Origin of the sequence: Streptomyces sp. NPDC091271 (assembly GCF_044757505.1) — a bacterium.
Lineage (GTDB): Bacteria > Actinomycetota > Actinomycetes > Streptomycetales > Streptomycetaceae > Streptomyces.
Genome location: NZ_JBIVVD010000008.1, coordinates 330,084 through 353,838, shown reverse-complemented (window position 1 = coordinate 353,838; position 23,755 = coordinate 330,084). Strand labels below are relative to the sequence as shown.

Sequence of the window (23,755 nt, the reverse complement as noted above, 5' to 3'; positions counted from 1 at the left end):
GTGCAGGTCAGAGGGTGATCAGGGCCTCCAGCGGGGCGTCCCGCAGCCCTGCCTCCAGCCGTGCGCGGCCGGCGAGGAAGCCGAGTTCCATGAGGACCGCCACCCCCACGACCTGCGCACCGGCCCGCCGGATGAGCTCCAGCGAGGCCTCGGCGGTGCCGCCGGTGGCCAGGACGTCGTCGATGACCATGACCCGGTCGTCGGCGGCCAGGTCCTCGGCGTGGATCTCGATCTCCGCCGTGCCGTACTCCAGCTCGTACGTCTGCCCCAGCGTCGCACCGGGCAGCTTCCCGGCCTTCCGCACGGGCACGAACCCGATCCCGGCCCGGACCGCGACCGGCGCGGCCAGGATGAAGCCGCGGGCCTCGAGGCCGACGATCTTGGTGGCACCGTGCCGGACGCACAGCTCCACGAAGAAGTCGGTCAGCGCGGAGAAGGCGACCGGGTCCGCGAGCAGCGGGGTGATGTCCTTGAACAGCACTCCCGGCTTCGGATAGTCCTGCACGTCACGGATCCGGCTGAGCAGGAGCTCCCGGGTGGCGTCGGTGACGTTCGTGGTCATCGGCGGTTCCTCGGGGTCCTGCCGTGGCCACCGGCCTGCCGGCGCGGGCCGACGACGGCCCCTGCCGTCCGGGAGTCCTCGTCGGTCCCGTCGGTGAACTCCTCGGCCCGGTCGTCGCGCTCGTCCTCGACGGACTCGCCCTTGGCCGCAGCGGCGGCGCGCTTGGCGAGGATCCGCTTCTTCAGTGCCTTTATCTGCGGCTCGCGCTCCTTGAGGTCGGCGACCAGCGGGGTGGCGATGAAGATCGAGGAGTACGCACCGGCGGCGAGGCCGACGAAGAGCGACAGCGAGATGTCGTTCAGCATGCCCGCGCCGAGGACGCCGCCACCGATGAACAGCAGACCGGCGACCGGCAGCAGGGCGACGACGGTGGTGTTGATGGAGCGCACCAGCGTGCCGTTGATGGAGCGGTTGGCGATCTCGCTGTAGGTCCAGCGGGTCTGCTTGGTGATCCCCTTCGTGCCCTCCTTGAGGCTGTCGAAGACGACGACGGTGTCGTAGAGGGAGTAACCGAGGATGGTCAGCAGACCGATCACGGTGCCGGGGGTGACCTCGAAGCCGACGAGGGCGTAGATGCCGACGGTGATGGTGATGTCGTGGATCAGCGCGACCAGCGCGGCGACGGCCATCCGCCACTCGAAGGCGATGGCCAGGTAGACCACGACGAGGACCATGAAGATGCCGAGGCCGGTCCAGGCCTTGTTGGCGATCTGCTCACCCCAGCTGGGACCGACGAGGTCCGCGTTGATCTTCGCCTCCGGGACACCGAGGTCCTCGGAGAGCTGGGCCTTGATCTGGTCGGCCTTCTGGGTGTCGACCTCGGTGATCTGGATCCGGAGTCCGCCGTTGCCGAGCTCCTGGACGATCGCCTCGTGGCCGGAGGCCGCGACCGCGTCCTCGTGGGCCTGGGAGACGGACACCTTGGCCTTGGTGTCGGTCGTGAAGACGGCACCGCCCTTGAACTCGATGCCCATGTTCAGGCCGCTGACCGCCAGGCCGAGGATGGCCGTGATGGTGATCAGGATCGAGACGCCGTACCAGATCTTGCGCTTGCCGATGAAGTCGTAACCGACCTCGCCACGGTAGAGCCGGGCGCCGAGATTGCCGAGTCGCGACATCTCACGCCTCCTTCGGGTGGTCGGTGCGGGCGTTGACGCGGCGGGAGCGGCGCAGCGGCGGCTTGGCGCCGAGCCTCTTCGGGTCCAGGCCGGACCACGGGTGACCGCTGGCGAAGAACTTCGTGCGGGCCATGAGCGTCATGACGGGCTTGGTGAAGAGGAACACCACGACGACGTCGAGCAGGGTCGTGAGCCCGAGCGTGAACGCGAAGCCCTGGACCTTGCCGACGGTGACGAGGAAGAGCACGGCCGCCGCGAGGAACGACACGAAGTCGGACACGAGGATGGTGCGACGGGCCCTGGGCCAGGCGCGCTCGACGGCCGGACGGAGCGTGCGGCCCTCACGGATCTCGTCGCGGATGCGTTCGAAGTAGACGATGAACGAGTCCGCTGTGATTCCGATCGCCACGATGGCACCGCAGACGGCCGGGAGGTTCAGCGCGAAGCCGATGGCCGGGCCGAGCAGGGCCATGATCGTGTACGTCAGGATGCCCGAGGCCAGCAGGCTGAGAAGGGCGATGATCGCCAGGCCGCGGTAGTAGGCCACCAGGTAGATGACGACCAGGGCCAGCCCGATGGCACCGGCGATGAGGCCGGCCTCCAGCTGCTCGCCGCCGAGGGCGGCGGTGACGGTGGTGACGGTGTCCTCGCTGAAGGACAGCGGGAGCGCGCCGTAGGACAGGACGTTGGCCAGGTCCTCCGCCGACTGCTGCGTGAAGCTGCCGGAGATCTCGGCGCTGCCGCTGAGCGCCTCGTTCACCTGGGGCGCGGAGACGACCTCACCGTCGAGGGAGATCGCGAACTGGTTCTGCGGGGACTGCTGCGACGACAGCTTCTTGGTGATCGTCTGGAACTTCTTGGAGCCCTTGTCGGTGAACTCCATCGAGACGAGCCAGATGCCGCGCTGCTGGTCGAACTGGGCCTTCGCGTCGTCGACGTCCGTACCGGAGACCTCGGCCGGGCCGAGGAGGTACTTGGCGTCGCCCTCGGAGCTGCACGCGACCGTGGGGTCCTCGGGCTTGACGCCGTCGCCGGCCTTGGCGCGGGCGGCCGCGTCGGTGCAGTCCAGCGCGGTGAACTTCTTCTCGAGCGCCGCGGTGGCGGGGTCGGGCGTCCCGGTCGCCGCGGGGGTCTCCGATCCACCGGAGGTGCTCGCGGACGGGGTCGGTGTCGCGTCCTTCTTCAGGGCGTCGGTGACCGCGCGGCCCTGGGTGGTGGCGCTCGCCGAGGGCGTCGTCTTCGAATCGGAGGCTGTTTCCGGGTCGCTCGCCTTCGCACTGGGCGTGGCGCTCGGCTTCCCGGAACCGCTCGCGGACGGGCTCGCGGAACCCTCGGGGGTCGGTGTGCCGCCGGTGACCGTGAGCACGGGCCGGAAGTACAGCTGGGCGGTCGTGCCGACCTGCTCCCGGGCCTGCTTCGAATTCGTCCCCTTGGGGATGTTGACGATGATGTTCGAGGGGCCCTGGGTCTGAACCTCGGCCTCGGAGACACCCAGACCATTGACACGGCGTTCGATGATGCTGACCGCGGTGTTCATGTTGGTCTCGTTGATCGCGTCAGGCTTGCCGGGCTGGCTCTTCGCCTTGAGCGTGATCGATGTGCCGCCGGCCAGGTCGATGCCGAGCCGGGGCGTGGTGTGACCGGACAGGAACATCCCGCCGGTCAGGGCGACCATGGCGATCAGGATCAGAACCAGGGCACGGCCCGGCTTGCCCTGTCCACCGGTTGAACCCCGGCCTTTCTTCGGTGCTGCCACCTTTTCGTTTCTCCCTGTCCAACCGCCCCGCGCCGGGTACGCGCCCGAGCGGCCACGAAGTGTTGTGGGGACCCGCCCCCGCAGAAGACCGCACGGCCCGTGAGACGCCGGACACCCTCGGGTGTCCGGCGTCTCTGGGTCGTGGAACTACTTCGCGTCGCCCTCGCCGTCGGCCTTGGCCTCGGAGCTCTTGACCTCGGAGCCCTTGGTCCCGGCGTCCTCCGGCGCGGTGTCCTCGGCCTTCTTGCCCAGGTCGATCTTCGCGACGTCGTCAGCCGCGTCCTCGTCCGTGGACTCGCCGGCGGTGAGCGAGGAGGCGTCGTCGGGCACGACCGTGCCATCGGCGTCCAGCTCGTCGTCGTCGCCGTGGACGATGCGGTTGTACTCCGCGTCGTCGAGGACGGCACCGATGGCGTTCTTCGCGAAGATGGCGTGCACGCCGGGCGCGATCTCGAGGAGAACCGTGTCGTCCTGAATCTCCTTGACGGTGGCGTACATGCCCCCGATCGTCCGGACGCCGGTACCGGGCTGCATGTCGTTGCGCATCTGCGCAGCCGCCTGCTGCTTCTTCTTGGCGGACCGGGTCATCAGGAACATGGCCCCGATGAGCACGATGAAGGGGAGGAGGGTCACGAGACTCACGGGACGGAACTTCCTTCGCACGACCACGCTGGATTCACGCGGCCTGGTCTACGGGGGTGGGCACACCGACCTGAACGGGCGGCATCGGCGGAGTCTAAGCGAGTCCGCATCATTGGAACAACGTCCAGCATGGCACCGTGGTTCCCCTGCTGGCCAACCCGTCCTGTGTCACGCCCCGAACAGGCCCTGTTGTCCCTTTGCGCCGTGCTGCGGAGGCACGAGCCCGAGGTGCGCCCACGCCGCGGGGGTCGCGACCCTGCCCCGCGGGGTCCTCGCGAGCAGTCCTTCCCGTACGAGGAAGGGCTCGGCGACCTCCTCGACGGTCTCGCGCTCCTCGCCGACGGCCACGGCGAGGGTGGAGAGCCCGACGGGGCCTCCCCCGAAGAGCTTCAGCAGGGCGCCGAGCACCGCGCGGTCCAGCCGGTCGAGCCCCCGGGCGTCGACCTCGTACACCCGCAGGGCCGCGGCGGCGATGTCCCGGTCGATCCGTCCCTCGGCCTTGACCTGGGCGTAGTCCCGGACGCGGCGCAGCAGCCGGTTGGCGATACGGGGCGTACCCCGGGAGCGTCCGGCGATCTCGGCGGCGCCCGCCGTGTCTATGGCCACGTCGAGCAGGCCGGCCGAGCGGTGGATCACCCGCTCCAGCTCGGTGGGGGCGTAGAACTCCATGTGACCGGTGAAGCCGAAGCGGTCGCGCAGCGGGGGCGGCAGCAGTCCCGCCCTGGTGGTGGCGCCGACGAGGGTGAACGGCGGCAGCTCCAGCGGAATGGCGGTGGCGCCCGGGCCCTTGCCGACGATGACGTCGACCCGGAAGTCCTCCATCGCCATGTAGAGCATCTCCTCGGCCGGCCGCGACATGCGGTGGATCTCGTCGAGGAAGAGGACCTCGCCCTCCTGGAGCGAGGACAGGATCGCGGCGAGATCGCCGGCGTGCTGGATGGCAGGGCCGGAGGTGATCCGGATCGGCGCGCCCATCTCGGCCGCGATGATCATGGAGAGGGTGGTCTTGCCCAGGCCGGGGGCGCCGGAGAGCAGGACGTGGTCGGCGGTGGCGCCCCGGGCGCGGGCCGCCTTGAGGACCAGGTCGAGCTGTTCCCGCACCGTTTCCTGGCCGACGAATTCGTGGAGGTCCTTCGGGCGCAGGGCTGCCTCGACGGCGGTGTCCTCGCCGTCCGCCCCGGCGTCCACCAGTCGGTCGTCCAGCCGCTCGTCCGTGAGTTCGCCGGTGTCGGGCCCGGTCTCGTCCCAGTTCATCTCGTCAGTCCCGCCTCGGGTGTTTCGGTGCCGGTGCGTGCGGTGTTCCGGCCGGCGTGCGGGGCGCGTGGCGGCCCCTGGGGTCAGCGTGCGCGGTTGAGTGTCTGCAGGGCTGCGCGCAGCAGCTGCGGCACGGGGGCCTGGCCGCTGTCGGCGATCGCGGCCTCGGCCTGCGGTGCCACCGCGGTCACCGCCTCGTCGGCCTCGCGGGTGGCGTAGCCGAGGCCGATCAGGGCGGCCTGCAGCTGGTCGCGCCAGGAGCTGCTGACGGCGGTGCCGATGCCCTGCTGCCCGATGTGCGCGCCGACCGGTTCGCCGAGCCGGTCCTTGAGCTCGAGGAGGAGCTTCTGGGCGCCCTTCTTGCCGATGCCGGACACGGCGGTGAGCGCCTTCTCGTCACCGGTGGCGACGGCGATGCGCAGGGCGTCCGGGCTGTGGGTGGCGAGCATGGCCTGGGCGAGCCGGGGACCCACACCGCTGGCGGTCTGGAGCAGCTCGAAGATCTGCCGCTCGTCGTCGTCCGCGAAGCCGTAGAGGGTCAGCGAGTCCTCCCGGACGACCAGGGACGTCGCCAGTCTGGCTTCCTTGCCGATCCGCAGACCGGCGAGGGTCTCTGGGGTGCACTGGACGGCCATGCCGATGCCGCCGACCTCGATCACGGCCGTGGCCGTGGCGAGGGCGGCCACCGGGCCTGAGACGAAGGCGATCATGCGGTACGGCCTTTCAGCGTGCGGTGGGCGGCGACGGCCTGCTGCAGTCGGTTCTGCGCGGGCGCGCGCCAGATGTGGCAGATGGCGAGGGCGAGGGCGTCGGCGGCGTCGGCGGGCTTCGGCGGCGCGTCGAGCCTCAGCAGCCGGGTCACCATGGCGCCGACCTGTGCCTTGTCGGCCCGTCCCGATCCGGTGACGGCGGCCTTGACCTCGCTCGGGGTGTGCAGGGCGACCGGGATGCCGCGGCGCGAAGCGCAGAGCATGGCGACGGCGCTGGCCTGTGCGGTGCCCATGACCGTACTCACGTTGTGCTGGCTGAACACCCGCTCCACGGCGACGAATTCGGGCCGGTGCTCGTCGAGCCACCGCTCGATGCCCTGCTCGATGGCGACGAGCCGGTGTCCGAGCTCCGCGTCGGGCGGGGTCCGGACGACGCCGACGCCGACCATGGTGAGCGGCCGGCCGGCGACTCCCTCGACGACTCCGACACCGCACCGGGTCAGCCCCGGGTCCACGCCCAACACCCGCATGAATGGGCCCCCTCCGCCGCTCGGTCATCTGTTCCCGCAGGCTATCGGCTCCCGCTGACAATGCGACGGGCCGACGGGGTGTGTCCCGTCGGCCCGTCGCGGTTGCGCCGCCTCAGGCGTCGACCTTCTCCATGACCTCGTCCGAGACGTCGAAGTTGGCGAAGACGTTCTGCACGTCGTCGCTGTCCTCCAGCGCGTCGATCAGCTTGAAGATCTTGCGCGCGCCCTCTTCGTCGAGCTCGACCTGCATGGTCGGGACGAAGTTGGCCTCGGCCGAGTCGTAGTCGATGCCGGCCTCCTGCAGCGCGGTGCGGACCGCGACCATGTCGGTGGCCTCGCTGAGCACCTCGAAGGTGTCGCCGAGGTCGTTGACCTCCTCGGCACCGGCGTCGAGCACCGCACCGAGCACGTCGTCCTCGCCCAGCTCACCCTTGGGGACGATCACGACACCCTTGCGGTTGAACAGGTACGAGACCGAGCCCGGGTCCGCCATCGAACCGCCGTTGCGGGTCATGGCGACACGGACGTCGGACGCGGCACGGTTGCGGTTGTCGGTGAGGCACTCGATGAGCACCGCGACGCCGTTCGGCCCGTAGCCCTCGTACATGATCGTCTCGTAGTCGGCGCCACCGGCCTCGAGACCGGCACCGCGCTTGACCGCCGAGTCGATGTTCTTGTTCGGGACCGAGCTCTTCTTGGCCTTCTGGATGGCGTCGAAGAGGGTCGGGTTGCCGGACACATCGGCACCGCCCGTGCGGGCCGCGACCTCGATGTTCTTGATCATCTTCGCGAAGAGCTTGCCGCGCTTGGCGTCGATCACGGCCTTCTTGTGCTTCGTCGTAGCCCATTTAGAGTGGCCGGACATCTGCCTTCTCCTTCGCGTCACCAAAATCGATCCGAACCCGAGAGATCCTACCGGGGTCGGATCAGCCCACGGCGCGCACCATGTCGGTGAAGAGTGCGTGCACCCGGTGGTCGCCGGTCAGTTCCGGGTGGAAAGACGTGGCGAGGGCGTTTCCCTGGCGTACGGCCACGATATGCCCGCCGTGCACCGCGACGACCTCCGCGCGGGCGCCGACCGACTCCACCCAGGGGGCCCGGATGAAGACGCCGTCGACGGGTCCGCCGGGCACGCCGTCGACCTCGACGGCCGCCTCGAAGGACTCGTTCTGCCGCCCGAAAGCGTTACGGCGCACGATCATGTCGATGCCGCCGACCGTCTCCTGGCCGGAGCGGGGATCGAGGATCTTGTCGGCGAGCAGGATCATGCCTGCACAGGTGCCGTAGACCGGCATCCCGGCGGCCACCCGCTCGCGCAGCGGTTCCAGCATGCCGAAGAGGACGGCCAGCTTGGACATCGTGGTGGACTCGCCACCGGGTATGACGAGCCCGTCGACCTCGGCGAGCTCCTCGGGCCGCCTGACCGGCCTGGCCACGGCGTCCGCCGAGGCCAGAGCGATCAGGTGTTCCCGTACGTCGCCCTGGAGTGCCAGGACTCCGATGACAGGGTTGTCGGTCATCGGTGCTTACCAGCCGCGGTTGGCGTAGCGCTCGCCCTCGGGCAGCGTGTCGCAGTTGATGCCGACCATGGCCTCGCCGAGGTTGCGGGAGGCGTCCGCGATGATCTTCGGGTCGTCGTAGAAGGTGGTGGCCTTCACGATGGCGGCGGCGCGCTTGGCCGGGTCGCCGGACTTGAAGATGCCGGAGCCCACGAAGACGCCCTCGGCGCCGAGCTGACGCATCAGGGCCGCGTCCGCCGGGGTCGCCACGCCGCCGGCCGAGAACAGGACGACGGGCAGCCGGCCGAGCTCGGAGACTTCCTTGACCAGCTCGTAGGGGGCGCGGAGGTCCTTGGCGGCGGCGTACAGCTCGTTGTTGTCGAAGCCGCGCAGGCGGGCGATCTCGTTCTTGATCTGGCGCAGGTGGCGGACCGCCTCGACGACGTTGCCCGTGCCCGCCTCGCCCTTCGAGCGGATCATCGCGGCGCCCTCGGCGATGCGGCGCAGGGCCTCGCCCAGGTTGGTGGCACCGCAGACGAAGGGGGTGGTGAAGGCGAACTTGTCGCTGTGGTTGACCTCGTCGGCCGGGGTGAGGACCTCGGACTCGTCGATGTAGTCGACGCCCAGGGACTGGAGCACCTGGGCCTCGACGAAGTGGCCGATACGGGACTTGGCCATGACGGGGATGGAGACGGCCTCGATGATCTCCTCGATCATGTTGGGGTCCGACATCCGGGCCACGCCGCCGTCCTTGCGGATGTCGGCCGGCACCCGCTCCAGCGCCATGACGGCCACGGCGCCCGCGTCCTCGGCGATCTTCGCCTGCTCGGCGTTGACGACGTCCATGATCACGCCGCCCTTGAGCTGCTCGGCCATGCCGCGCTTGACGCGGGCGGTGCCGGTGGCCGGGGTCTCGGCGGACTGCGGGGTGGTGGGAAGCGTGGACACGGATCGACCTCACTGGGGGTGGAGAGACGCTGGACGGTGCAGACCCGAGCAAACGCTCCGGGAGCAGTCCACAGCAAGGGCCAATGAACACCCCGTGGATCGTTCTGTACGCCTCCGGGCCACCCGGCCGGGCGCCGCTGAGCTGCCGGGACGGCCGCCGCTCAGCTGCCGGGCCGGTCCGCGCTCAGCTGCCGGGCCGGTCCGCCAGGGCGACCGGCGGCTCGTCGTCCATCTCGAACGCGAGCGGGAAGGGGGCGTGCCCAGCCAGCCGGAGCAGCCGTACGGTCCGGTGTCTGCGCAGCGCGCGGGCGGCGCGCACCGAGTCGTTGTGGAAGCGGCGCGCCATCGGTACGCGGCGTACGGCGGCGGCCAGTTCCTTCGCCGCGTCCTCGCCGCCCGGGAACTCCTTCACGGCCTCGACCTGCGCCGTCTCTCCGAACACGGCCCGCAGGGCGGTGCTCAGCTCGCTCTCGGCGACCTCGCGCTGCTCCTCCTCGGCCTGCCGCGCCGCGTGCGCGGCCTCGTAGAGCACGATCGACGCGGCCGGGTCCAGGACCCCGGCGGTAGCCAGTTCCTGGGTGACCGAGGCGCGGCGCAGCAGCTGGGCGTCGAGCGCCGCCCGGGCCGCGTCGATGCGGGCGTGGAGCCGGTCGAGCCGCCCGGCGGTCCAGCTGAGGTACAGGCCGATCGCGAAGAGCGCGACGACGGTCCAGATGAGGATTTCGATCACGGGCGGCAAGGCTACCGTCGGAGGGGACCGCCCGGCCCCGCCGGTGCGCCCGGGGCGGCGGCCGCCCGCTCAGTCCCGGGCGAGGCCGAAGCGCGCGCGGAGCCCGGTGCGTTCGTCGGTGTCCACGGCCGCCGCCCCGTCCGTCACCGTCTCGTACACCGCCAGGATGTCCGCGCCGACCGTCGTCCAGTCGAAACGGCGCACATGCGCGCTGCCCCGTTCCCGCAGCCCCGAACGCCGCTCCGGGTCGCCCAGCAGCCGGATCGCGGCCGAGGCCAGGGCGTCCGCGTCCTCGTTGGCGAACAGGTCGCCGGCGGCTCCCTGGTCGAGCACCTGCGCGAACGCGTCCAGGTCACTGGCGAGGACGGGCGCGCCGGCCGACAGTGCCTCGACCAGGATGATGCCGAAGCTCTCCCCGCCGGTGTTGGGTGCGACGTACACGTCGACGCTGCGCAGCAGCCGGGCCTTGTCCTCGTCGCTCACCATGCCGAGGAACTCGACGCGCGAGCGCATCTCCTCGGGCAGCGAGGCGACCGCCTCCTCCTCGTCGCCGCGCCCCGCGACGAGCAGCCGGGTCTCCGGGCGGGCGGCGAGGATCGTGGGCAGCGCCTTCATCAGGACGGGCAGTCCCTTGCGCGGCTCGTCGATGCGCCCTATGAAGCCGAGCGTGCCGCCCTGCCACCCTGCCTTCGGCTCGGCCCGGGCGAAGAAGTCCACGTCGACGCCGTTCGGGATGACCACGGCGTCGCCGCCGAGGTGCTCGACCAGGGTCCGCCGGGCGTACTCGCTCACCGCGATCCGCGCGCTGATCTTCTCCAGCGCCGGCTGGAGGATCGGGTACGCCGCGATCATGGCCCTGGAGCGGGGGTTGGACGTGTGGAACGTGGCCACGATCGGCCCCTGCGCCGCCCAGCAGGTGAGCAGGCCGAGCGAGGGCGAGGTGGGCTCGTGGATGTGGATGACGTCGAAGGTGCCGTCGTTGAGCCAGCGCCGGACGCGCGCAGCCGACAGGAACCCGAAATTCAGCCGGGCGACCGAACCGTTGTACGGGACGGGCACGGCCCGGCCCGCGGAGACGACGTACGGCGGGAGCGGTGTCTCGTCGTCGGCGGGCGCGAGCACGGAGACGTCGTGGCCGAGGCGGATCAGGTGCTCAGCCAGGTCGCGGATGTGGAACTGCACCCCGCCCGGAACGTCCCAGGAGTACGGGCAGACGATGCCGATCTTCACGGAGCTTCCCCCTGGGGGTCCAGATCGGAGAGCCAGAGCCGCTGCAGCATGTGCCAGTCCTCCGGATGCTCGGCGATCCCGGTGGCGAAGGCATCGGCCAGCGCCTGTGTCATGGAGGACGTCTTCTCGGCGCGGGTGCCTGTCTCCGGCACGGCGACGGGCGGATGGATCCGTGCTTTCATCACGGGTGTGCCGTCGTACCAGAGGGTGACGGGCATCAGCAGCGCACCGGTCTGCTGGGCGAGCAGGGCCGGCCCGGCCGGCATGCGCGCGGTGTCACCGAAGAAGTCCACCGCGACGCCCGAGGCCGACAGGTCACGGTCGGCGACGAGGCAGACCAGCCCGCCCGCGCGCAACCGCCGGGCGAGGGTCCCGAAGGCGGCCCCTCCGTTGTGCGGCAGGACCTCCATGCCGAGCCCCTGGCGGTAGGCCACGAAGCGGTCGTAGAGGGTTTCCGGCTTGAGCCGCTCGGCGACCGTCGTGAACGGCACCTTCAGGTCCGTGGTGACCCACGCCCCCGCCAGGTCCCAGTTCCCCAGGTGCGGCAGCGCGACGACGACCCCCCGGCCCTCGTCGAGCGCCTTCGTGAGCTGGTGGGTGTCGCGGACCTCGATGGACGCCCTGATGCGCTCCGGGCTCCAGGTCGGAAGCCGGAAGGACTCCATCCAGTAGCGCATGTACGAGCGCATGCCGGCCTTGGAGAGCTCGGCGAGCCGGGCGGCGTCCGCGTCGGGCACCACCCTGGCGAGGTTCGACTCCAGTCGCAGCACGGACTTCCCGCGCCGCTTCCACACCTGGTCGGCCAGGGTGCGGAAGAGCGCGGCCGCGACCGGCTCGGGGAGCTTCTTGACCGCGCCCCAGCCCAGGCCGTAGAGCCCGTCGCTCAGCCGTCCCCTCAGATCGGATCCGGTGCCGCTCACTGGGCGGCCTCGCTCCCTTGTTCCGCCGTCCCGCCCTGGGCGGCGGCCGCGGCGGCGTCGGCCTCGGCCGACTCCCTGCGCACGGTCACCACCCGCTGGATCAGCGTCACCAGGCTGCCGGCGGCGACGATCCACAGCGCGATCGGCAGAAGGACCTGGATGCCCGGCACCCCGAAGCCGTGCAGGCCGGCGAGGCCCGCCGCGACCAGCGAGATGACGAGCCGCTCGGCACGTTCCACCAGCCCGTTCACCGCGACCGGCAGGCCGATCGACTCGCCGCGCGCCTTCGTGTACGAGACCACCTGGCCGCTGGCCAGGCAGAAGATCGCGACGGCGCACAGCACGTTGTCGTCACCGCTGCCCGCGTACCAGAGCGCGAACCCGGCGAAGATCGCCCCGTCCGCCACCCGGTCGAGCGTCGAGTCCAGGAACGCGCCCCACCGGCTGGAGATCCCGGCCTGCCGGGCCATGTTGCCGTCGACCAGGTCCGAGAAGACGAAGACCGTGATCACGATCGTGCCCCAGAAGAACTCCCCCATCGGGAAGAAGACCAGCGCACCTGCCATCACTCCGGCCGTACCGACGAGAGTGACCGCGTCGGGACTGACCCCGAGGCGGAGCAGCAGAGCGGCGAACGGTGTGAGGACACGCGTAAAAAATGCACGCGCGTACTTGTTCAGCATGGCCTTCCCGAGGTTCGGTGGGCGCCGCGGCCCTTTCGGCCATCGGCTGGCCCATCGTAGTCACGAGCCGTGCCGCGCAACGGCGGGGCACCCCGTCCCGCCGGATGTCCCGGAAGTCACGCTTCGCCGTGTGCGACGGATGGACGGCGTCCGGTACGAGTGAAAAGCTCGAATGACCGCGGGCGTCGCCGAAGCCGCCGCGGCGGCTCCGCCCTGCCCGTGCATCCACTCCCCCAGCTCTTGCGGCACTGCGCCAACCGATCGGGAGGCACGCATCATGGGCGACAGGACTCACACGCACACCGGAGCCGCCGGCAGGGCAGCGACGGCCGACCGGCCCGCTTCCGTACGGAACGTGGTGCTGGTCGGCCACAGCGGCTCGGGCAAGACCACTCTGGTCGAGGCACTCGCGCTGACGGCCGGGGCGCTGAACCGGGCCGGCCGGGTCGAGGACGGCACCACCGTCTCCGACCACGACGAGATCGAACAGCGCCGACGGCGTTCCGTCCAGCTCTCGCTGGTCCCCGTCGAATGGGGCGGCTACAAGATCAATCTGCTGGACACCCCCGGCTACGCGGACTTCGTCGGGGAGCTCAGGGCCGGTCTGCGCGCGGCGGACGGGGCCCTCTTCGTCGTCTCGGCCGCCCAGGAGGCCGACGCCGTGGCAGGCACCACCCGCGCCGTCTGGGAGGAGTGCGCGGCCGTCGGGATGCCCCGGGCGATCGTCGTCACGCACCTGGACACCGCGCGTACGTCCTTCGACGAGATGACCCGGATCTGCGGCCGGATCTTCGGGCACGACGACCCCGACGCCGTGCTCCCCCTCTACCTGCCGGTGCGGGGGCCGGAGGGCCCGGACGGACACGCGCCGCTGACCGGGCTCACCGGACTCCTCACCCAGCGGATCTTCGACTACTCCTCGGGGGAACGGCAGGAGGTACCGCCCGCCGGTGACCAGCGGGAACCGCTCCAGGAGGCCCGTGACCGGCTCATCGAGGGGATCATCGCCGAGAGCGAGGACGAGACCCTGATGGACCACTACCTCGGGGGCGGCGAGGTAGGCGTCACGACCCTCGTCGAGGATCTGGAACGCGCGGTCGCGCGTGGCTCTTTCCACCCCGTCCTCACCGCCGCGCCCGCCGCCGACGGCGCCCGCCAGGGCATCGGCACCGTGGAGCTCCTCGATCTGATCACCCGAGGGTTTCCCTCCCCCGGGGAACGCACCCTGCCCGCCGTCACCACCCCGGACGGCGCCCCGCGCCCCGCCCCGGTCTGCGATCCGGCGGCGCCGCTGGTGGCCGAGGTCGTGAAGACCGCGTCCGACCCCTACGTGGGGCGGGTCTCCCTCGTCCGCGTCTTCTCCGGCACCCTGCGCCCCGACGACACCGTGCACATCTGCGGCCACGGGCTCACCGTACCCGGAGGCGGCGCCCGCCCCTGCCACGAGGCCGACGTACGCGTCGGGGCCCTCTCCGCGCCCTTCGGCAGGCAGCAGCGCCCCTTGAACAGCTGCATCGCCGGAGACCTGGCCAGCGTCTCCAAGCTCGGCGGGGCGGAGACCGGGGACACTCTCTCCGGCAGCGGCGAACAGCTCCTGATGGAGCCGTGGGCCATGCCGGACCCGCTGCTCCCGCTGGCGGTCCGCGCACACAGCAAGGCCGACGAGGACAGACTCTCCCAAGGGCTGGCACGCCTGGTCGCCGAGGATCCGACCATGCGTCTGGAGCAGAACCAGGACACCCACCAGGTCGTCCTGTGGTGCATGGGCGAGGCGCACGCGGAGGTGGCGCTGGAACGCCTGCGCAGCAGGTACGGCGTCCAGGTCGACGCCGAACCCCACCGCGTGCCGCTGCGCGAGACGTTCGCCTCCCGGACCCTGGGGCGAGGCCGGCACGTCAAGCAGTCCGGCGGTCACGGCCAGTACGCCATCTGCGAGATCGAGGTCGAGCCGCTGCCGCCCGGTGCGGGCATCGAGTTCGTCGACAAGGTGGTGGGCGGTTCGGTGCCGCGGCAGTTCATCGCATCCGTGGAGAAGGGTGTACGCGCCCAGGCGGCCCGCGGTGTCGCGGCCGGCCACCCGCTCGTCGACGTACGCGTCACCCTGCTCGACGGGAAGTCCCACTCGGTGGACTCCTCCGACGCCGCCTTCCAGACCGCGGGCGCCCTGGCGCTCCGCGAGGCCGCGGCCGACACCCGCATCCAGCTCCTCGAACCGGTCGCGGAGGTCGGCGTCCTCGTTCCGGACGGCTACGTGGGGGCCGTCATGAGCGATCTCGCGGGGCGGCGCGGGCGGGTCGTCGGCACCGAACAGGAGAACGATGAGCGCACGCTCGTACGGGCGGAGGTGCCGGAGATCGAGATCGGCAGGTACACCGTCGACCTCCGCTCCCTGACGCACGGCACCGGACGGTTCGACCGGGCGTACGCCCGGCACGAGCCGATGCCTCCCCAACTCGCCGACCGCCTCCGCGAAGCGCCGGAAAACAGCACAAACGTGAGCTAGTTGACTGGATCTGGCGCCTTACGCCCGCCCCCGGCCACATCGGCGGGCGGGCGGCGCGCCCGGGCGATACTCTGTGGGCCCAGCTCAGAAGGTGTGCGACGTACGGTAGTTGGGAACAGCCGCAGGAGCAGACCGTGCGGGCGAGTGGGGGCGACAGTGGCCAACGACGGATTCGATTTCTCTCCCGGAGCGCAGATCCCGCTCCAGGGTTTGGGAGGGCAGGCGGTGGCGACCAACGCCCTCGCCTCCGCCGCGTACCGCGACAGCGATGTGACCGAGATCCTGAAGGCCAACAGCGAGTGGCACAAGTCCGAGGTGAAACCGGGCGAGTCCAAGCTGTTCAAGTCCGACTATTTCAAGCCGAATCTTGGCGAGGCGTTCTCCCGGGCCGTCCAGGAACGCATGCTCGGCGGCGGCCGCAACGCGCTCATCCAGTCCTTCGGCACCGACCCGCAGACCGTCGTCGAGCACTGTCTCTCCGCGACCCGGCTGCGTAAGGCGCGCGACTCGAAGCTGACGCTGGTCACCGCGGTCTTCGGCTTCGTGTTCCTGCCCGGCCTGGTCCTCTGGGTCCTCGCCTTCCGGCTGCGCGACTTCCTCAACAAGTCCAAGGACAAGTTCTTCCAGGCCCTGGGCGCCATCCTGCTCATCGCGCTCGGCGCCGGCGCCGCGTTCTTCCTGATCGCCATGCCGCTCACCGGCTTCCTGGCCCTCTACCTGCGGGCCGCAGCCATCGCACCGCTGATCGGCTGGCTGCTCGCCAAACGAATCGCGGAGACCTCGGTCAAGGACCTGCGCGCCCGCTGGGAAGGGCTCCTCTCCGGCAGCGGCGTCAGCGCCAAGATCCCCGAGGCCGTGCCCAAGAACCCCAACGAGACGGCCCGCGAGGCGCTGCGGCAGGGTCTGGAGAAGCTCTCCGCCGAGCAGCAGTCCAACGCCGTCTTCTACGCGGGCCCCAAGGGCATCCTCGGCATGGGGACCCGCTGGGGCAGCTGGCAGCTCGCGGAGGAACTCACTCCGGAGGACCCCGCCAAGGAGATCCACCAGTTCCGGAGCTGGGACGTCGTGCGGGCGATCCACGACCAGCTGAAGATGCTGGAGCGCGGCCCGCTGAACACCGGCGGCTTCCCCACGCCGTCGGTCAAGCACTGGATCGTCGCCCCCGTCGGCGAGAACGCGGACTCGGTCTCCCGCCCCGAGGGCGAGGACGTCGCCACCTTCCAGATCAAGCCCCACGAGATACAGCGCATCTGCAACCACCAGCAGTTCGGCAGTGGCAACCGGCATTACCTGGGCGTGCAGTTCACCCTCTGGGACGGCCAGCTCGTGATCACGATGCTGATCACGGTCACCGTGCTCCACGAGACCCTGCGCATCGAGGTCACCGGGCACGCGCTGGGCCCCGTCCACGGGCTCTTCCTCACCAAGCCGGAAGCGGCGACCAAGACGGTCAAGAAGGCGGTCAGGTTCTGGGAGACCCGCAAGGTGACGCTCCCCCTCATCAAGGCGAGCGAGGTCGTCAGGCTCGCCCTGCGCGCCCCCTTCACCTGGTACCCGCCGCTGCTCGACTACCTGGGCGGCAAGATCGTCCTGCCCGAGCCCTTCGGCCTGCGGCACGCCTGGGCCGCCAAGCCCTGGGGCCACCGCTTCATGGCCGACGACGCCATGCGGACGGCCACCCCCGTCCTGCGCGTCGTCCACTCCGCGACGATGCGGGTCCTCAAGGAACACGGCGTCGACACCGAGCGCTTCGACAACCGCTCCATGATCCTCAGCGGACTCGTCCAGGACCCCGCCCCGAGGAAGGCCGACGTCTACGACGCCTGACCCCGCCCGGGACGGGAACCCCGCAGCTCAGGCGGACGGCTGTGCGGCCGGCCACACACCGGCCAGCATCGTCCGGGTGTCCCCCAGCAGCTGAGGAAGCACCTTCGTGTGACCGACGACCGGCATGAAGTTGGTGTCCCCGCCCCAGCGGGGCACCACATGCTGGTGGAGGTGCGCGGCGATACCCGCGCCGGCCTCGGCGCCCTGGTTCATCCCGATGTTGAAGCCGTGCGCCCCGGAGGCGGCCCGCAGCGCCACCATGGCCCGCTTGGTGAAGTCGGCCAGCTCCGCGGTCTCCGCGCCGTCGAGCTCGGTGTAGTCGGCCACGTGCCGGTACGGCACCACCATCAGGTGCCCGCCGTTGTACGGGTACAGATTGAGCACGGCGTAGACCCGCTCACCCCTGGCGACGATGAGCCCGTCCTCGTCGGACTTCGAGGGAATCTCGCAGAACGGACAGCCGTCCCCGGCTCCCGGGCCGCTCGGCTTGCTCTCACCCTGGATGTAGGCCATCCGGTGGGGCGTCCACAGGCGCTGGAACGCGTCGGGCGTCCCCACTCCGATCTGCTGTTCCGGCTCACTCGTCATGCCGGTCAGCATATTGCGTCACTCCCGGCGCGCGTGTCGCCGGGGGCGACCCCGCCGGGGCACCGCGATGCTGACGCCATGAGCGACCGCCCCACGGCCCCCGACCCCGACCGGCTCAAGGAATGGGAGCAGCGCACCGAGGTGCCTCTCTTCGTCTCGGCGCTGGTCTTCCTCACCGGTTACGCGGTCCGCGTCCTCGCCCCCGTCGGCGCCCAGCCCTGGCGCGACATCGCCCTGGCGCTCGTCGCCGCCACCTGGCTGCTCTTCGTCGTGGACTACGGCGTACGGCTCCGGCTCAGCGGCCTGGGCATCCGATTCGTGCACCGTCACTGGCTGGACACGGCCGTCCTGCTCCTGCCGCTGCTGCGCCCGCTGCGCATGGTCAAGGTCTACACGGCGGTCCAACAACGCAGGGCCGGCCCCGGCCTGAGTCTGTACGCCCGGGTGATGACGTATGCGAGCCTCTCCGCCGCGCTCCTGGGCTTCTCCGCGGCGCTCGCGGTCTACCACCAGGAGCAGGGGGCGCCCGGCTCCACGATCCGCACCTTCGGCGACTCGCTGTGGTGGGCGTGCGCGACGCTCACCACGGTGGGATACGGCGACGCGGTGCCGGTGACGCCGGTCGGCCGGGTGATCGCGGCCTTCCTGATGGCGTGCGGGCTGGCTCTGCTGGGGGCGGTGACGGGGTCGTTCTCGTCGTGGCTGGTGGAGGTGTTCCAACGGGAGGACGAGAAGAGGCCCCCGGGAAGCGCGTAGCTTCCCGGGGGCCTCCGTTCAGGCGGGGATCACACCTGTACGCGACGCTCCACCACGTCGACGAGCTTGGCGATCGCCTCGTCACGGGCGATGCCGTTCTCCTGCGAACCGTCGCGGTAGCGGAAGGAGACCGTGCCGGCGTTCATGTCGTCGTCCCCGACGATGATCATGAACGGGACCTTGGCCTTCTGGTGGTTACGGATCTTCTTCTGCATCCGGTCCGAGGAAGCGTCCACCTCGACCCGCAGCCCCTTCTTGCGCGCCTCGGCGGCGAACTCCTGGAGGTACGGGATGTGGGTGTCGCCGATCGGGATGCCGACCGCCTGGACCGGGGCCAGCCAGACCGGGAACGCGCCCGCGTAGTGCTCGAGCAGCACCGCGAAGAAGCGCTCGATGGAGCCGAACAGCGCGCGGTGGATCATGACCGGGCGCTGCTTGGTGCCGTCCGGGCCGGTGTACTCCAGGTCGAAGCGCTCCGGCAGGTTGAAGTCGAGCTGCACGGTCGACATCTGCCACGTACGGCCGATGGCGTCCTTGCACTGCACCGAGATCTTCGGGCCGTAGAACGCGGCGCCGCCCGGGTCCGGGACCAGCGGGAGGCCCTGCTTCTCGGCGACCTGACGCAGCGTCTCGGTGGCCTCTTCCCATGCCTCGTCCGAGCCGACGAACTTCTCGGGGTCCTTGGTGGACAGCTCCAGGTAGAAGTCGGTCAGGCCGTAGTCGCGGAGCAGGTTCAGGACGAAGGTGAGCGTCCGGTCGAGCTCCTCGGCCATCTGCTCGCGGGTGCAGTAGATGTGCGCGTCGTCCTGCGTGAAGCCGCGCGAGCGGGTCAGGCCGTGGACGACACCCGACTTCTCGTACCGGTATACCGTGCCGAACTCGAAGAGGCGGAGCGGCAGTTCACGGTAGGAACGGCCACGCGCGTCGAAGATCAGGTTGTGCATGGGGCAGTTCATCGGCTTGAGGTAGTAGTCCACCCCGTCGTCGAGCTGCATGGGCGGGTACATGCCGTCGGCGTACCAGTCGAGGTGGCCGGACTTCTCGAAGAGCTTGCCCTTGGTGGCGTGGGGGCTGTAGACGAACTCGTAGCCCTCCTCCTCGTGGCGGCGCCGCGAGTAGTCCTCCATGGCCCGGCGGATGACGCCGCCCTTGGGGTGGAAGACCGCGAGGCCGGGGCCGATCTCGTCCGGGAAGGAGAAGAGGTCCAGCTCGTTGCCGAGCTTGCGGTGGTCGCGCTTGGCGGCCTCCTCCAGGAAGAGCAGGTGCGCCTTGAGCTCGTCCTTGGTGGGCCAGGCGGTGCCGTAGATGCGCTGGAGCATCGGGTTCTTCTCGCTGCCCCGCCAGTACGCCGCCGCGTTCCGCATGAGCTTGAACGCGGGGATGAACCGGGTGGTGGGCAGGTGCGGGCCCCGGCAGAGGTCCTTCCAGCACAGCTCGCCGGTCTTGGCGTCCAGGTTGTCGTAGATGGTCAGCTCGCCGCCGCCCACCTCGACGTCCGCGCCGTCATCCGTGGACGCGGAGCCCTTGATGCCGATGAGCTCCAGCTTGTACGGCTCGCCGGCGAGCTCCTCGCGGGCCGCCTCGTCGGTCACGACCCGGCGGGAGAACCTCTGGCCCCGCTTCTGGATCTCCTGCATCTTCTTCTCGATGGCCTTGAGGTCCTCGGGCGTGAACGGCTTCTCGACGTCGAAGTCGTAGTAGAAGCCGTCCTTCACCGGCGGGCCGATACCCAGCTTGGCCTCGGGGTGCAGCTCCTGCACGGCCTGTGCCATCACGTGTGCGGTGGAGTGCCGCAGGATGTTCAGGCCGTCCTCGGAGGAGATCTCGACGGGCTCGACGACCTCGCCGTCCCCGAGCTCGTACGCGAGGTCCCGCAGCTCGCCGTCGACCCGGGCCGCGACGACGGTGCGCTGCCCGGGGAAGAGCTCGGCGGCCGTCGTGCCCGTCGTCACCACGTGCTCTTCCCGCTCGGAATCGCGTTGGATGATCACACGGACGTCTGACACCGGTCTCTCCTGACTGAGGGGGTGCGTCGCTTTCCTCTGGCGCGCGCAAGAGGAATCGTACCGAGCCGGGGGGCCTCGACGCGAAAGGGATACCGGGCGGGCTACTCCTCGTCCCCCGTGCACGCCTCCTCGAAGAAGTCCACGTTCTCGTGGAGCGACTTCATCAGCCGGTCCCGCTCGGCCTCGTCCACCTGCACCGGTGTGACCTGGGAGGCGCCGCCGAGCCGGCGGAAGCCGCCCCGGTTCTCCAGTCTGCCCTCCACCCGCAGCGGGAGTCCGACCAGGTGCGCGTGGCCCGCGATGCGGTAGGCCTCCTCGTCGAGCTCGATCCGTACGTGCGCCACCTCGGCTCCCGCCAGCACCCGCAGCCGCACGACGCCGGGGCCGCGCGGCCCTGAGCGGCGCAGCCGCACGACGGCCCCGGTGATCCGTACGGGCACGGCGGGCTCGTCCTGCAGGTAGCGTGCTCCCGCCATGCGGAGGGCGGGCAGATCGCCCGGGGAGAACTCGACGGGCTCGGGGTTCGCGGGACACCCTTCGGGTGTTCCGGCGGCGGGTGCCCAGGCCAGCGTGATCCTGGCGCCCTCGGCTCCCCGGACGAGAGCGACGACCGCGTCCGTCAGTTCCCGGCTGACGCCGGCGGCGACGGCGGTGTCGAAGGCTTCCATACCGCCGGTGGCCCGCTGGTAGTCGACGGCCTCCCGGGCCGCGTGCAGCGCCGCGTAGAGCTGTACGGCGACGGCCCGCCCCGAGGTGACAGGGACGAACGCGGTGAGGCAGCGGCCGTCGGCGGCGGGCCCGACCAGGGTGCCGTCCAGGGCCCTCCGCGCTTTCCCCCGGTGCCGGGCCCCGTGGTAGCCGGCCGGGCCGCGTACGGCGAGGGATCCGGCGAGGAGGATCTGCCGGGCCGCCGTACGCAGCTGGTCGGCCCCGGTCCAGTCGGCGGCTCCCGAGGCGCCTTCGGGGACGTCACGCCACCAGCGGATCTCGTCACTGGGCACGGTGAGGCCGACCAGGATGTCGCGGGCCGAGGGGGCGGCGCTGCGGGTGAGCGCGGTGAGGGCCTCGGCGAGCAGTTCCTCGCCGTCGGGGAAGGCGGTGCTGTCCGGCACGAGCAGGCTGGTGCCGCCGGTGGCGGGGCCGGGCGGGACCCAGCGGCTGTAGCGTCCGTGCGCGCCTCCGCGCCGGTGCCAGCCATGGCGCCGCAGCAGGGCGCCGAGGACGGCGGGGTCGACGCGTGCGGGGTCGGGGGCCCCTCCGGAACCGGGGCCGTCGGCGTACGGGTGCGCGCGGCTGCCCGCCGGGACCGTCCCTCCGGTGGGCTCGTCCATCGACCGGTGCATCAGGGTCTCCCTCCTGCCCCGACCCGGGCCATGATGTCGCAGAGCGCGCGGTCGTCGAAGATCCGCGAGGTCGGGATCCGCACGGTGGTCCGGTGCCGGCCTGTCACCGGGTGGCCGGCCAGATTCGTCCAGTAACAGCAGTGCCGCAGGTCCAGCCGGTCGTGTCCGGCCCGCAGCCAGTCGTCCTGGCTGCGGGGCACGAGCATCACGACCAGGATCTTGTGCACCGACACCGGGGTGCGCGCGAGCTTCACCAGATGGGCGTTGTCGAGGGTGAAGGAGAACGCGGCGCCGGGTGGGTGCGGGGGGATCTGGTAGGTGCATTTGAGCTGCACCTTGATGGTCACCTCGTCGTCGACGGTGTGGTCGGGGGCGCCGTGGCTGACGTGCCAGTCGATGCCGTTGTCGGGAAAGGGCTGCGAGAGCGAGCAGCCCGCCGCGGCCGCTACCGCGTGGAGGTAGCCCACCTGGAGGGTCTCCATGCAGGCGGTGGTGGCGAGTGAGCCGCGCAGCGGTGGTGCGTTCCGCTGCTGCGGCGGCTTTCCCCCGTGGTCCTCGGTGCGGGCGGGACTCCCTGGGTTCGGCTGCGCGAGCGCCATGGCTCCGTGCCTTCCGGGCTGTGCCGACCGGTTGCCCGGTCTCCGCTGGCGGGCTGGTCAACTTCCGTGCCCGTCCCTTGTGTTGTCACCGCAGGAGGCGGGCCGTAAACGGCGTATCAGGCATAGGGCGCGGGTATCACCGAACCGGGCAGAGGAATCCCGCCATCTGCCGAGCAGGCGCGAGGAGTTCGGGGATGATGCATTGGTTCGAGGGGCCGCTGGCGGCTTTTGACACCGAGACAACAGGCGTGGATGTCGAGGAGGACCGGATCGTCTCGGCCGCCCTCGTCGTCCAGGACGCGGCGGGCGGGCGGCTCCGCGTCACCCGCTGGCTGGTCAATCCGGGGATTCCGGTGCCGCCCGGCGCCACCGAGATCCACGGTCTGACCGACGACCATCTGCAGCGCAACGGCCGTTGGCCCGCGCCGGTCGTCGAGGAGATAGCCCGGGCGCTGGCGGAGCAGTGCGCTACGGGACGGCCGCTGGTCGTGATGAACGCGCCGTTCGATCTGACGCTGCTGGACCGGGAACTGAGGCGCCACCGGGCGTCGTCGCTGGCCGGCTATCTGCGGAACAAGCCGCTGTGCGTGCTGGACCCGCGGGTGCTGGACAAGCACCTGGACCGGTACCGCAAGGGCCGTCGCACGCTGACGGACCTGTGCGAGCTGTACGGGGTCACGCTGGACGGCGCGCACGACGCGGCGGCCGACGCGGCGGCGTCGCTCGAACTGGTGCGGGCGGTGGGGCGGCGGTTCTCCGCCCGGCTGGAGCGGCTGTCACCGGCCGAGGTGCACTCGCTGCAGGCGGTGTGGCACGCGGCTCAGGCTCGTGGGCTGCAGGCGTGGTTCGAGAAGAACGGCGCACCGGAGGCCGTGGATCCGGCGTGGCCGTTGCGTCCGGAGCTCCCCGCGGCGGCCTGACCGGCGCCGGGCACACGAAAGCCGGTCCGTCGATGACACTGACGGACCGGCTTTTCCCGGGTGGGCGATACTGGGTTCGAACCAGTGACCTCTTCGGTGTGAACGAAGCGCTCTCCCACTGAGCTAATCGCCCGGGAACGGGTTGAACCATACAGGGCTCGGCGGTCTCCGTTCAAACCGCTTGGAGCCATGCCCCCAGTCCGCGGCGTCCGGCGCGCATCATCAGCGTGTGGTTGGCGCGGAAGAGGAGGCGGCAGGGGACGGCGAGCCGGCGCAGCAGCACCCTGCGCACCTCGGCCTCCTGCTCGTACACGATGCGGCTGCCGCCCTTGTGCGGGGCGACGGTCCAGCGTGCCCAGCCTTCGAGGTCGCCGCTCATCGCCGCTTCGAGGGTCCGGGCGGCGGGGTCGTTGTGGCGCTGCCGCAGCGTCAGGACGAGGTCGTACGGGAGGGACGAGCGGAAGCGTGCCCTGGCCGTGGAGTCGTCGACGCGGCTGATCCCCCGGACCTGGGGCCACCACCGGGGGTAGTCCTCGACACGCTCCAGGGCGGCGTAGACGGTGTCGGGCGGCGCGGGGAGTTCCCAGACGCTCGTGAAGCGGTAGTGATTCCAGTCCATGGTTCCAGTCTG

At 70.8% G+C, this 23,755-nt stretch carries 23 protein-coding genes and 1 tRNA gene; 4 read left to right on the top strand and 20 right to left on the bottom strand.

Features of this window, described 5'->3' with window-relative positions; all coding sequences use genetic code 11:
* Positions 1-7 precede the first annotated feature (7 nt).
* The 14 genes from ACIQM3_RS31480 to pgsA form a co-directional block, all read right to left on the bottom strand.
* The gene (locus tag ACIQM3_RS31480) at positions 8-562 is read right to left on the bottom strand and encodes an adenine phosphoribosyltransferase (protein ID WP_401630365.1); all 555 of its coding nucleotides are present in this window, start codon (positions 560-562) and stop codon (positions 8-10) included.
* On the bottom strand, positions 559-1,680 hold the full coding sequence (gene secF, locus ACIQM3_RS31475; RefSeq protein ID WP_401630363.1) for a protein translocase subunit SecF: 1,122 nt from the start codon (positions 1,678-1,680) through the stop codon (positions 559-561). The genes ACIQM3_RS31480 and secF overlap by 4 nt, the downstream gene beginning before the upstream one ends.
* A 1-nt stretch (position 1,681) precedes the next feature.
* On the bottom strand, positions 1,682-3,436 hold the full coding sequence (gene secD, locus ACIQM3_RS31470; protein WP_401630361.1) for a protein translocase subunit SecD: 1,755 nt from the start codon (positions 3,434-3,436) through the stop codon (positions 1,682-1,684).
* A 147-nt stretch (positions 3,437-3,583) separates the two neighbouring features.
* A complete protein-coding gene (gene yajC / locus ACIQM3_RS31465; RefSeq protein WP_401630359.1) occupies positions 3,584-4,078 on the bottom strand; it encodes a preprotein translocase subunit YajC in 495 nt (164 codons plus the stop codon).
* 168 nt (positions 4,079-4,246) lie between these two features.
* Positions 4,247-5,332 carry a Holliday junction branch migration DNA helicase RuvB gene (gene ruvB, locus ACIQM3_RS31460; protein WP_401630357.1) on the bottom strand — a complete coding sequence of 362 codons (1,086 nt, stop codon included), beginning with the start codon at positions 5,330-5,332 and terminating at the stop codon, positions 4,247-4,249.
* Between the two features lie 83 nt (positions 5,333-5,415).
* Complete coding sequence (ruvA, locus tag ACIQM3_RS31455; RefSeq protein ID WP_401630355.1) at positions 5,416-6,042, bottom strand: Holliday junction branch migration protein RuvA; 627 nt, start codon at positions 6,040-6,042, stop codon at positions 5,416-5,418.
* Positions 6,039-6,572, bottom strand: coding sequence for a crossover junction endodeoxyribonuclease RuvC (gene ruvC, locus ACIQM3_RS31450; protein WP_356712508.1), 534 nt, complete (start codon positions 6,570-6,572; stop codon positions 6,039-6,041). Before ruvC ends, ruvA begins: the two co-directional genes overlap by 4 nt.
* A 112-nt stretch (positions 6,573-6,684) precedes the next feature.
* Positions 6,685-7,437: a YebC/PmpR family DNA-binding transcriptional regulator gene (locus ACIQM3_RS31445; RefSeq protein WP_099176837.1), complete on the bottom strand. Its 753-nt coding sequence runs from the start codon at positions 7,435-7,437 to the stop codon at positions 6,685-6,687.
* 61 nt (positions 7,438-7,498) lie between these two features.
* Positions 7,499-8,092 carry a pyridoxal 5'-phosphate synthase glutaminase subunit PdxT gene (pdxT, locus tag ACIQM3_RS31440; protein WP_401630353.1) on the bottom strand — a complete coding sequence of 198 codons (594 nt, stop codon included), beginning with the start codon at positions 8,090-8,092 and terminating at the stop codon, positions 7,499-7,501.
* Positions 8,093-8,098: 6 nt separating this feature from the next.
* Positions 8,099-9,019, bottom strand: coding sequence for a pyridoxal 5'-phosphate synthase lyase subunit PdxS (gene pdxS, locus ACIQM3_RS31435; RefSeq protein WP_104790385.1), 921 nt, complete (start codon positions 9,017-9,019; stop codon positions 8,099-8,101).
* Positions 9,020-9,203: 184 nt separating this feature from the next.
* Positions 9,204-9,749 carry a hypothetical protein gene (locus ACIQM3_RS31430; protein ID WP_401630351.1) on the bottom strand — a complete coding sequence of 182 codons (546 nt, stop codon included), beginning with the start codon at positions 9,747-9,749 and terminating at the stop codon, positions 9,204-9,206.
* Positions 9,750-9,818: 69 nt separating this feature from the next.
* Positions 9,819-10,979 (bottom strand): glycosyltransferase family 4 protein, encoded by a 1,161-nt coding sequence (locus ACIQM3_RS31425; protein WP_401630349.1) that lies wholly within the window; start codon positions 10,977-10,979, stop codon positions 9,819-9,821.
* Positions 10,976-11,899 carry a phosphatidylinositol mannoside acyltransferase gene (locus tag ACIQM3_RS31420; RefSeq protein ID WP_401630348.1) on the bottom strand — a complete coding sequence of 308 codons (924 nt, stop codon included), beginning with the start codon at positions 11,897-11,899 and terminating at the stop codon, positions 10,976-10,978. Before ACIQM3_RS31420 ends, ACIQM3_RS31425 begins: the two co-directional genes overlap by 4 nt.
* Positions 11,896-12,582: a phosphatidylinositol phosphate synthase gene (gene pgsA, locus ACIQM3_RS31415; RefSeq protein ID WP_401630346.1), complete on the bottom strand. Its 687-nt coding sequence runs from the start codon at positions 12,580-12,582 to the stop codon at positions 11,896-11,898. Before pgsA ends, ACIQM3_RS31420 begins: the two co-directional genes overlap by 4 nt.
* Before the next feature lie 277 nt (positions 12,583-12,859).
* Between pgsA and ACIQM3_RS31410 the strand changes: the two genes are divergently transcribed.
* Both ACIQM3_RS31410 and ACIQM3_RS31405 read left to right on the top strand, forming a co-directional pair.
* Positions 12,860-15,085, top strand: a complete 2,226-nt coding sequence (locus ACIQM3_RS31410) for an elongation factor G-like protein EF-G2 (protein ID WP_401630344.1) — start codon at positions 12,860-12,862, stop codon at positions 15,083-15,085.
* 156 nt (positions 15,086-15,241) lie between these two features.
* Complete coding sequence (locus ACIQM3_RS31405; RefSeq protein ID WP_401630630.1) at positions 15,242-16,912, top strand: hypothetical protein; 1,671 nt, start codon at positions 15,242-15,244, stop codon at positions 16,910-16,912.
* A gap of 27 nt (positions 16,913-16,939) precedes the next feature.
* Here ACIQM3_RS31405 and ACIQM3_RS31400 read toward each other — a convergent pair whose 3' ends face one another.
* Positions 16,940-17,512, bottom strand: coding sequence for an HIT family protein (locus tag ACIQM3_RS31400; protein WP_401630342.1), 573 nt, complete (start codon positions 17,510-17,512; stop codon positions 16,940-16,942).
* Positions 17,513-17,578: 66 nt separating this feature from the next.
* Here ACIQM3_RS31400 and ACIQM3_RS31395 point away from each other — a divergent pair, with 66 nt between their 5' ends.
* Positions 17,579-18,256 carry a potassium channel family protein gene (locus tag ACIQM3_RS31395; protein ID WP_401630340.1) on the top strand — a complete coding sequence of 226 codons (678 nt, stop codon included), beginning with the start codon at positions 17,579-17,581 and terminating at the stop codon, positions 18,254-18,256.
* A gap of 29 nt (positions 18,257-18,285) precedes the next feature.
* Here the strand turns inward: ACIQM3_RS31395 and thrS are convergent, their stop codons facing one another.
* From thrS to ACIQM3_RS31380, 3 genes are all read right to left on the bottom strand, one after another.
* The gene (thrS, locus tag ACIQM3_RS31390; protein ID WP_401630338.1) at positions 18,286-20,262 is read right to left on the bottom strand and encodes a threonine--tRNA ligase; all 1,977 of its coding nucleotides are present in this window, start codon (positions 20,260-20,262) and stop codon (positions 18,286-18,288) included.
* A gap of 101 nt (positions 20,263-20,363) precedes the next feature.
* Positions 20,364-21,605, bottom strand: a complete 1,242-nt coding sequence (locus ACIQM3_RS31385) for a hypothetical protein (RefSeq protein ID WP_401630336.1) — start codon at positions 21,603-21,605, stop codon at positions 20,364-20,366.
* Positions 21,605-22,204, bottom strand: coding sequence for a DUF4365 domain-containing protein (locus tag ACIQM3_RS31380; protein ID WP_401630334.1), 600 nt, complete (start codon positions 22,202-22,204; stop codon positions 21,605-21,607). The genes ACIQM3_RS31385 and ACIQM3_RS31380 overlap by 1 nt, the downstream gene beginning before the upstream one ends.
* Before the next feature lie 194 nt (positions 22,205-22,398).
* On the opposite strand from ACIQM3_RS31380, the gene ACIQM3_RS31375 reads away from it, so the two are divergent.
* A complete protein-coding gene (locus tag ACIQM3_RS31375) occupies positions 22,399-23,124 on the top strand; it encodes a 3'-5' exonuclease (protein ID WP_399234662.1) in 726 nt (241 codons plus the stop codon).
* Positions 23,125-23,185: 61 nt separating this feature from the next.
* Here ACIQM3_RS31375 and ACIQM3_RS31370 read toward each other — a convergent pair.
* Both ACIQM3_RS31370 and ACIQM3_RS31365 read right to left on the bottom strand, forming a co-directional pair.
* A tRNA-Val gene (locus tag ACIQM3_RS31370) sits at positions 23,186-23,257 on the bottom strand.
* A 39-nt stretch (positions 23,258-23,296) separates the two neighbouring features.
* Entirely contained in the window at positions 23,297-23,743 is a 447-nt protein-coding gene (locus ACIQM3_RS31365; protein ID WP_401630332.1) for an SRPBCC family protein, read from the bottom strand.
* Between the last annotated feature and the right edge of the window lie 12 nt (positions 23,744-23,755).